We start from the raw sequence: 9,705 nt of genomic DNA, 5'->3' as shown, positions 1-9,705 counted from the left end.
CCTACAGCGCCACAGATAACAGCGGCGCAGTTAGCCCCCCAGCTAACGCGAATCTCGGTTTAACAGGAACGACACCCCCGCCGACTCCAGCACCAGTACCAACACCCACTCCCACACCATTACCAATACCGATTCCAGCACCAACACCAACTCCCACACCGACTCCCAACGAACCGCCAGCAGCCAACAATACTAACCTCACCCTAGAGCCCAACAGCACCGCGCAAATTCCGGGATTGGGAAAAAGTGACCCGGAAGGGTCGATCGCCTCTTACACCATCAACACCCTGCCCCCAGCGGCCCAAGGAATCCTGTTTTTAGGAGATCCAGCCAACGGTGGCGTACCAGTGACACCAGGTCAAGTCCTGACACCGGAACAAATAGGACAACTATTTTTCCAATCCACCGGCGACTTTACCGGAGCAACTTTCAGCTACAGCGCCACAGATAACAACGGCGCTACCAGTCCCCTGGCTACCGCTACTCTCGGTTCCACAGGAGCAACTCCCACACCAAATCCCCTAAACTTACCGCCAGTAACCAACAATGCTAATTTCACGGTAGACCCCAACAGCAGCGCGCGGGTGCCGGGATTGGGAGGAAGTGACCCCGATGGGTCGATCGCCTCTTACACCATCAACACCCTGCCGCCAGCGGCCCAAGGAATCCTGTTTTTAGGAGATCCAGCCAACGGCGGAGTAGCCGTGACACCAGGTCAAGTTTTGACACCGGAACAAATAGGACAACTATTTTTCCAATCCACCGGCGACTTTACCGGTGCCAATTTCAGCTACAGCGCCACAGATAACAGCGGCGCTACCAGCCCCGCCACTGCTACAGTTGCCGCTATCTCCCCGACTTCCAACCAACCGCCATCGATTAACAATGTTAACTTCACGGTTCCGACTAACGGCCTCGTGCAGGTGTTGGGATTGGGAGGAAGTGACCCCGATGGGTCGATCGTCTCTTACACCATCACCAGAGTCCCCCCAGCCAACCAAGGAGTCCTGTTCCTATCAGATTCAGTCAACGGCGACATACCCGTGACAGTCGGTCAAGTTTTGACTCCGGCACAAATAGGACAACTATTTTTCGTAGCCACAGTTGACTTTAACGGAGCAACTTTCAGCTACACCGCCACCGACAACCTCGGCAAAGTCAGCCCCGCTAGCGCTACTGTTGCTGCTATCTTGAGGCCAGTTGGAACTGTTCCCCCACTCATACCTACACCTACACCAACGCCGGCATCGCCGATCATCTCAAATCCGATCGCCGAAACAGATACCGACTGTCAATGTTCGCCCATTATTGAAAAAGCGGGAATTAACTTTGCGCCCCCGCAGCAACCACCTGCTGTTGGCTTTGTCCGGCCGATTTCACAATTTTCAGAGGGACAAACCACCAAAGGAACCGACGGCGATGACTTGATCGTAGACACCAAAGGCAACCAAAAAATCGTCGGTTTTGAAGGCAACGATCTGCTTTTAGGTGAAGACGGCGCGGACGAAATTTACGGAAACGAAGACAATGACACGATTTTTGGGGGCATTGACACCGATATTGTTTACGGAGACGAGGGCAACGATATCGTATTTGCAGGCAAACAGAACGACTGGATTACCGGCGACTTAGGATCTGACACCCTGTTTGGAGATCGAGGTGCGGATACGATTCTCGGAGACACCGGGCAGAACAACTCCCAGAGCCCTGACGATGCTCGCGATTTGATTTTCGGAGGCGAGGCTGGAGACCTCATTAATGGCAACGAGGGCGACGATACCATCCATGCCGGCAAAGGTGACGATATTGCCCTTGGAGGTAAAGAAAATGACCTGATTTGGGGCGAACTCGGCTCCGATACGTTGTTTGGTGGCATCGGCTCCGACAGCTTGTTTGGGGGCATCCGCGACCAAAGGGCCAGCGACTCCCAGGGACGCGACTTGCTGTACGGAGGCTTCGGTAACGACTTCCTCCACGGCCAACAAGACAACGATACGCTGGTTGCAGGCAAAGATAACGATCGCGCTTACGGAGGTAAAGGCAATGACATCATCTACGGTCAATTAGGCTCTGATACCCTCTACGGCGGCCAAGGAGCCGATACTCTGCTCGGCGACAGTGGCAGTTCCCAGTCCATCGGGGATATCGGGGAACAAGACTTGCTCTTTGGTGGCAGTGGCAACGACATCATCGGCGGCGGCCACGGTAATGATACCGTGCAAGCAGGTAAAGGCAATGATTGTGTTTGGGGTGGCAAAGATCATGACCTGATTTGGGGCGAACTTGGCTCTGATACCCTTGTCGGCGACAGCGGCGACGACACCATGTACGGCGGTGCTCGAAGTCGAGTTCAAGATGTTGGCGGCCAGGACTTGCTCTTTGGTGGCATCGGTGCTGATGTGCTGTTCGGCGATGAGGGTGACGATACCATCATTGGCGGTCAAGACAACGACTTGATTTACGGCGGCAAAGCTAACGATCTCATACACGGAGATCAGGGCGACGACTTGATTTACGGCGGTGACGGCAGCGATGAGATCTGCGGTGACGAGGGCAACGATACCATCTATGGCGATCGTGCTGATAACCGGGGTGTCTCGGTGGCCGCAAACGACCAGCAAGACTGCATCAACGGTGGTGAGGGCGATGACTTGCTTTACGGCAACGAAGGCCAAGATACTATTAACGGAGATGCTGGCAGCGATACCTTGATTGGTGGTAAAGATAACGACCTTCTCAATGGGGGCGCTGGAGATGACTGGCTGTTTGGCGACTTGGGCGAAGATACTTTAATTGGAGGTATTGGGAGCGATCAATTTGTGTTGAATGGTGAGGGCGGCACTGATACTGTCATTAACTTCGAGGTAGGCGTCGATAAGTTTGTTTTGACCGACGGGCTGAGTTTCCAGCAGTTGCAATTTAGCGCCACTCCGAACGGTACGTTGCTGCGAGTAGCAGGAACCGATCGGGTTTTAGCGAATCTGGTTGGGGTTAACGGGGCGATCGGCTCCTCGGATTTCCTACCAAATCTCTCTGAACTCTAGAATTGGCGGCGAAAGTCTCCTGTTCCGGCGAACAAAAGGCCACAGAAGTTCTGATCTGCTGTGGCGTTCCTCACCCTACTCAATCCGGGTTAGAAACTTTGTTGCACTCGGCCCTTGACATCGCTCTTACAGTTGCCTTTTGTCCCTCTCTAAAATGCTAACAAATAAAGGTGTATTCAAGCCGGACTTGGTATAATATCAATTTTTTTAGCAGCGGGATTATTCATTAATCTCTTATCTTGATTTGCTTGAATTAGCGTCAATTCCTTGTCATCTACGGTTAAGGAATTATCTTTTTTAAACCGCAGATACAGGCAGATAAACACAGATTAATTATATTAATTACTGTTGCAACTTCCGTGATTTTTGACGGGTTTTTACGTCTGACGAGGATACGGGAGTTGATATAACTTTGTATGGGGTTTTTCAGGCGTTCCAAGGTACACAAGGCTTGGTAGCTCAAGTGTTTACTACCAACTAATTGTAGTGTGTTGTGCGATCAGGCTTAAGAGCAAACTAAAATTTATCACTAATTCCCCATTCCCATTCCATTGATTCACAATTCGGAAGTAAAAGATACACTGATAGCTATTTTTTCCTTTTTCTTGGCGAAGCCCCAATTCCCCATGATCAATTCAAATACTTAGCTTAGGATAGCGAAATCTGCTTGCGTAAAAACAGGCGGCGCGGCTGGCCGAACAGCCAACCAGTCCAATTCCAATCCACCTGTTGCAAGCGATAGCCGGCCTGATAGTACAACTGTCGCGCCGGGTGATTATTTTCCAGAACGTGGAGGTAAATCTCAGAAAATCCCCATTCTTTGGCGGTCTCCTCGCAGTTGCTGAGCAATTGTTGAGCAACTCCCTGCCGCCGGTAATCCGGGTGAACGGCTAAATTCGACAAATAAGGATAGTCAGAACTAGGGATTTGCCAAGGAAAGCGAGAACGCAAAGCCATTTCTACTGTTCCTGCCATACGCTGAGCTCGGTGCGATCGATAATTCTGTGTTCCCTCCTCGCGCGAGACTAGCTCAGCAACCAGACAAATGTAATGTTCTGCCTTAGAACGCAGTCGATTTTTTAAATCTTCGTAAATGCCCAAACGCAACACTGGATACACCCATTCTACCAACCCCTCGCGGGAGTGAAAGCTCATGGCTAAAATATCAGCTAGCTGCGTTAAGTCGTTGGGCACAGCGACCCGGATCGAAAAACCAGAAAGTCCGGGAGTTTGTTGTTGGTGAGATGGTGAGGAAAAAAATGAAGGATTCACAATGCCAGGCCACTATATTAATTTTTTTTACGCGGGTTTCTAAGCTACCCTCTTAGAAAATTCACTGATGTTATACTGATCTTATAACGTAACTTATAGGCATAGTTTATTAGCCAGATTAAATTATATTTTTTGGTGCTTGACTTTAAGTACCATTTGAGGTAAATGGAAAATTTTTAGCATTTAATACTCTAGTTATGAAAAAATAAAACTCATCCCCTAATACTAGATTTGTGGATAAGCTATTTTGCCTTTAAATTCAAGCTTGATCCCTGGCTTTCGGCCGGCATCAGAAGAGTTTAAGTAAACAGTAGCTTACAAATTAAATGCGCGACAGCTTAGCGGGCAAGGTATTAAAAACAATCACAAAGGTTTTAACGTCAGGTTCCCGGAATCCTACCGATCTCTGCTTACGGAAATACCCGATCGAATATAATTTATCCGTCCAGCGGTAGTAGAAAAACTCCACGACTGACCATAGTAACACCGGGTACGATCGCGCGTCGGATGTTCGCCGCCGCCCCCCCCAGCTTGGTACCCTAGTTTTCAGCAGTTCTGGGCTATTCATCGCCCGTCCGCCATGGAACCGGCCTTACCTGTTGAGCTAGGGGGTACTTTCCCAACTTCCAATTTAAATTTGGATGCCTGGAAACAGTCAGCAGGGGTTTTCCCCGTCGGTTCGATACTCTGCTGCGCGCGATGAGACCTTAAAAACCTCGATCGAGCTGATTGACCCTGACCAAAAACCGATACAAGCCACCGACACTCGTCGGGGACTGCTCAAAATTTTAGACCCTAGTTCAAGCTCCCCGATTCATCTGTGGAGTAAATCTAAAATCTAAAACCTAAAATCTAAAATCGACTGATCGGTTTCCACAGAGTACATCCCTAGCTAAGATTAACAGATGGATGCTCGATCTTGCGGTGTTTCGCCGCAGTAATTGGCTTGGGCGTTGGTCTGCAGGACGCACAAAAAATGCCGAGATCGGGGAAAAAAGTGCAAGTCTAACTAAAATGGTACAGCAATTGCGTCACTCCCACAGACACCTCTGTGGTCTGTCAGCCACCCCCGAATATCAGTCAGGAGCTCGGCGCCGGATTGTGGTCGGTATCCTTGGCTGACTGTTAAAGTTGCTATTACTTGTGGGAAAAAACACAGGCGAAGATGTTGGTTGTCTATTCTATCTTGCTGCGGGCAGCTTTCACATACCAAATAAAGTAGTCCCAGGAGCCAGGAGCAAAAATAAATTTGGCAAATCAACTCACAATCAGGACGGTTATTCCTATGTATTCTGAGAAATCCAGACGGCAGTTAAAATAGCTAGATTTGTGTTTGCTCTCCGGCTGCATAAAGGTAAGGGGTGAAGGAAAATTATCGGGAGAGGAGTTTATGTGAATATCATTAAATAATAAAATTGGGGTGCACGACAGATAACTGTGGCTCAGAAGAATTCCGAATTGAAAACCCAGACATCAAAAATCAAGGTTGATGCTTGCCTCGCACACTCACAACAACTTCATATCGACGAATTATTGTGATATATTTTTCCCAAAATAATAGCACTCTAGGCAAAATCCCAACCCTTATGTCATCAGTCATTCGCAATCGAAAATCGAAAATCGAAAATGCTATGACTTCAGCAATTTAAATCGGCGAATTCTTCCTTTGATCAGACTTATTAAATCGAACAGCCCCGGGGCACAGGAGAACGGTGCATGAATTCCCAAGAAAATCCTAAGCTAAAAATTCTGATCGTCGATGACGAACCGGATAACCTCGACTTGCTTTACCGCACCTTTCATCGAGACTACAAAGTGCTCAGAGCCGAATCAGGCCCCGCTGCGCTCGAAATTTTGGCAAAAGAGGGAGAAGTTGCGGTGATTATCTCCGACCAGCGAATGCCAAAAATGAGCGGTACGGAGTTTCTCAGCCTGACGGCGGCTCAGTACCCCGACGTGATCCGAATTATTTTAACTGGCTATACGGATGTTGAAGATTTAGTTGAAGCTATTAACGCTGGCAAAGTATTTAAATACGTTACCAAGCCTTGGGATGCTCAAGAGCTGATCAATCTTGTCAGTCAAGCTGTTGAGACTCACAATCTTCTGAAAACTCGCACCAATGAACTGCGCCGTGCTTTGAGCCAAGAATCGCTGCTTTATGCCGTTACCAATACTATCCGATCGGCTCCCAATTACCAGCAAATGCTGCAAAGAATTGTGGAAACTGTCGGGCAGATGTTTGAGGTGAGTTGCTGTCTGCTGCGGCCGTTCCAAGACGGCCGGGTGGCCGATGAGTGGTTCGTTTACCAAAAGGCAGAAACTAAAGGGTTGCGGGGCGATGAGGAAGCAATGCCCGGTGATGCTTCTGCTGCCGAACTCTCGCCCGATTTGCTGCCGGATTTGGTTTGGGAAACTCTGGATGTGGAGGTGATTCAAGATGCCCAAACTGATGATCGAGTTTTAAACTGGGATAATCAGCAACGACAACAGGCTTACGAAGCTGCGAATATTCGATCGAGCTTGATTGTACCGCTGTTTTACAAAATCGAACTGATGGCAGTCTTGGCGCTGCACCAGTTTGAGGAACCGCGCCAGTGGCAAGACCACGAGGTACAGTTGGTAATTACGGTGGCAGACCAAGCGGCTTTGGCGCTTTCTCAAGCCCGGGCTTACGAACAGGTGCGGGCGCTGGCCAAGCGCGAGGCCCTAGTCAATACTATTACTACGGCAATTCGATCGAGTCTCGATCCCCAAAATATTTTTGCAGCTATTACTCAACAACTCGGCCAAGCTTTGCAAGTTGACGGCTGCGCCCTATCTCTGTGGACTGAAGATGATGAATACGTTCAATGCGTGGGGCTATACGACACAGATAGGGATACCGTGGCTGTAGAACAGGGTTTTATTGACAATCCAGAAGTAGTTGTGAACTCTCTGGGCTACGAGACGGCTTCTGGCGATGCTGCTGAGAACACTCGCGCCTGGGTTTTTGCCCATCCTTCTTTGCCACAGTCTTTGGTGCCGATTCGAGGCAATCCGCTGTTGTTGCAAGTTATGGTATCAAAAGAGCCGGTGGCGATCAAAGATCTCGACGAACACCCCGAGTTAAATGTTACAGAACTGCAAGTTCGATCGCCAGCCCGCGCCCTGTTAGTCGTTCCCTTACTCTCAGAAGGCAAAATCATCGGCAGCATTTCCCTGCGCCAAAATCACACCATCCGCCGCTGGAACATCTCAGACATTGACCTGGCTCAAATAGTCGCAACTCAAGCTGCTCTAGCCGTGCAGCAGTCGCGCCTCTACCAGACTACCAGACAGCAGGCAGAAAGGCTTTTGGAAGCCGATCGGCTCAAAACCGAATTTTTCCAAAATATCTCCCACGAGTTCCGCACCCCTTTAACTCTAACTATCGGCCCTCTGGAATCAGCTTGTAGACGCAAAGAAGACTTACCCTACGAACAAGCCGTAATCGCTTTGCGTAATTCCCGTCGCCTCCTGCGCTTGGTAAATCAACTGCTGGACTTGCAGCGGCTCGATGCCGGACGGATGCAGCCGAGTTTTCGCCCCTGCGATTTGGTCGGTTTCTGTTACTCTACCGCAGAGTCGTTCCGCGCCTACTGCGAGAAAAAAGGACTGCACTTAATTACCCAACTGCAAGAATGTCCTTTACTTTATTTGGACTTGGAAAGATTTGACAAAGTTATTTACAACCTGCTATCAAATGCTGTTAAATTCACCCCAGAAGGCGGAACTATCACCCTGAAAGTTGAATCTGCCGGCGCTCACTGTTTGTTGCAAGTAAAAGACACGGGTATCGGCATTCGCACCGAACAAATTCCCTATTTATTCGAGCGGTTTCACCAAGCCGAAGGCTCAGCTAGCCGTTCCTACGAAGGCAGCGGCTTAGGTTTGGCACTTGTCAAAGAATTAGTCGAACTCCACGGCGGTCAAATTTCAGTTGAATCAGTTTACGGCGAAGGTACTACTTTTACCGTTTGGCTGCACTTCGGTTCGACTCACTTGCCCCCGGAACAGGTACTAGAAATACCTGCGGAGTTTCACTCATCCAAAGCAGCGGTGGAACTGGCTGATGTGGAAGCGGATTTATCGGAAAATGAGGCAGAAAATCATAACTTTGATGCGCTCCAACCGATCAAATCAGAAATAGCAGTGGGAACGGTTTTGGTGGTTGACGACAATCCTGATTTGCGCTTTTATGTGTCGGCAATTCTGCGAGATTCCGGCTTTGCAGTTTTGCTCGCCCGCAACGGAGAAGAAGGATTTGCCGTGGCTAAAAAACGTCGCCCTAATTTAATTATAACTGATTTGATGATGCCTTTGATTTCGGGCTTGGATTTGATTAAGATGATTCGAGAGGATGAGGAATTACAGGGAACTCCGGCAATTTTGCTGACTGCTAAAGCCGACGAAGATACTCGAATTGAAGGAGTAGAAAGGGGTGCGGATGCTTATTTGTCAAAGCCTTTTAATGATAGAGAATTGTTGGCGGAAGTGCGGAATTTGATCGCCCTCAAACAAAACGAGCGCCGAGTGCAGCAGTTGAACAGTTATTTAACTGAGTCGGTGCTGCGCCGGTTTTTGCCGCCGGCAATGGTGAAAGCCGCAGCGGCTGGAGATTTGGCCTTGGATTTGCGCCCAGAACCGCGATTGATTACTATTTTGTTTAGCGATATTGTCGGTTTTACTCAAATGGCCAATACGCTGCGCTCGCGCCGGGTAGCTGAGCTGTTGAATGAATATTTGGCGGCAATGACTAAGGCTATTTTTGACAGTGGCGGTACGGTGGACAAGTTTGTTGGAGATGCGGTAATGGCTTTCTTTGGGGCGCCGGAGGAACTAACCCCTAATGAGCAAGTACGCCGCGCTGTGGCTGCTGCTGGCCAAATGCTGCAAGCTCTGAAGGAGCTTAACAAGGGGTGGTTGGAGCAGGGAATTGTTGGGGAAAATGGCGTGCCTCCGGTGCGGTTTCGCTGCGGAATTCACCAGGGTACTGCGGTGGTGGGGATGTTTGGCGGCCCTGATCGATCGGATTATACTGCGATCGGGCCGAGCGTGAATATTGCCGCCCGCTTGCAAGAGGTGACGGAACCAAACACGGTGCTGATTTCGGCGGCGGTGGCAGATTATGTTGAGGAAAATCGCATTGTTAAATATAAGCCTTTGAAACTAAAGGGAATTGATGAAACGGTATTGACTTTTTTACTAAATTGTGATTAGTCATTTGAAGTATTATATGTTGATCTCCCACGCACAATTTTGGGAACCACCTATTCCTAACTAAGTAGATGACTGTAGTTTAGACTAAAGAATGAGCGCAGCTAAAAGTAGCCACCTTTGAATCTCAGGCAAGCTGTTGCTCAAAAAC

The 9,705-nt window shown here is 49.0% G+C and carries 4 protein-coding genes; 2 read left to right on the top strand and 2 right to left on the bottom strand.

What is annotated here, in order from left to right; translation table 11 throughout:
• Positions 1-3,044, top strand: a 3,044-nt coding sequence (locus QUA10_RS24645) for an Ig-like domain-containing protein (RefSeq protein WP_445304827.1), incomplete at its 5' end; no start/stop codon positions are given.
• A 648-nt stretch (positions 3,045-3,692) separates the two neighbouring features.
• Here the strand turns inward: QUA10_RS24645 and QUA10_RS24640 are convergent.
• Positions 3,693-4,316 carry a GNAT family N-acetyltransferase gene (locus tag QUA10_RS24640; RefSeq protein ID WP_333085179.1) on the bottom strand — a complete coding sequence of 208 codons (624 nt, stop codon included), beginning with the start codon at positions 4,314-4,316 and terminating at the stop codon, positions 3,693-3,695.
• Positions 4,317-4,638: 322 nt separating this feature from the next.
• Positions 4,639-4,884 (bottom strand): hypothetical protein, encoded by a 246-nt coding sequence (locus QUA10_RS24635; protein ID WP_333085178.1) that lies wholly within the window; start codon positions 4,882-4,884, stop codon positions 4,639-4,641.
• A 1,148-nt stretch (positions 4,885-6,032) separates the two neighbouring features.
• On the opposite strand from QUA10_RS24635, the gene QUA10_RS24630 reads away from it, so the two are divergent.
• The gene (locus QUA10_RS24630) at positions 6,033-9,557 is read left to right on the top strand and encodes a response regulator (protein WP_333085177.1); all 3,525 of its coding nucleotides are present in this window, start codon (positions 6,033-6,035) and stop codon (positions 9,555-9,557) included.
• The last annotated feature ends 148 nt before the right edge of the window (positions 9,558-9,705 follow it).

The organism is Microcoleus sp. Pol8_D6, assembly GCF_036700965.1.
Classification (GTDB): domain Bacteria; phylum Cyanobacteriota; class Cyanobacteriia; order Cyanobacteriales; family Microcoleaceae; genus Microcoleus.
The sequence above is the reverse complement of the archived record's forward strand: the minus strand, read 5'-3'. Positions and strand labels throughout refer to the sequence as shown.